This is a genomic window from Microbacterium sp. K41 (assembly GCF_004794395.1).
GTDB classification, from domain to species: domain Bacteria; phylum Actinomycetota; class Actinomycetes; order Actinomycetales; family Microbacteriaceae; genus Microbacterium; species Microbacterium sufflavum.
Window position 1 is genome coordinate 1 of record NZ_SSDO01000329.1, and the last position, 728, is coordinate 728.

Annotated in this window: 1 protein-coding gene; it reads left to right on the plus strand. The window is 69.1% G+C overall.

Going from position 1 to position 728, the window contains the following annotated elements; genetic code table 11:
- Positions 1–728: CLIPPER-2 domain-containing protein (locus tag DW309_RS09855; protein WP_240753175.1), on the plus strand; the 728-nt coding region annotated here is incomplete at both ends.

Here is a 728-nt window from a genome sequence, read left to right on the forward strand (position 1 = left end):
GCCGACGTCGACGCGGGCGGGGTCGAGAACTCCGCGACCGCGACCGGCACGCCTCCCGGGGAGGATCCGGTCCCCTCGGAGCCCGACACGGTGGTGACGCCGGTCGATCAGGTGCCGTCGCTGTCGTTCGACAAGGTCGCCGGTGCTCCGGTGGATGTGAACGCCAATGGCATCACGGATGAGGGCGACACGATCGACTACACGTTCACGGTCACGAACACGGGTACGGTCACTGCGACGGACATCGCGGTCAGTGACCCGAAGGTCGGGACGGTGACGTGTGATGTCACAACCCTGGCCCCCGGTGAGGTCGCGAGCTGCTCGGCGGCGACCTACACGGTGACCGCGGCGGATGAGCAGGCCGGTGAGGTGGCGAACACGGCGACCGCGACGGGGACGGATCCGAACGGTGACCCGGTCCCGTCCGACCCGGATTCCACAACGACCCCGTCGGAGGCCTCGGCCCCGGGGGTGACGATCGACAAGACGGCGGGTGACCCGGTGGACGTCAACGGCAACGGCCTGACCGATGTCGGCGACACGATCGCTTACTCGTTCACGATCACGAACACCGGCAACGTTCCCCTCGCGGATGTCGGTGTGAACGACCCCAAGGTCGGCACCGTCACCTGCGACGTCACGACGCTCGCCCCCGGCGAGGTCGCGACCTGCACCGCGGCGCCGTACGTCATCACGCAGGCCGACGTCGACGCGGGCGGGGTCGAGAA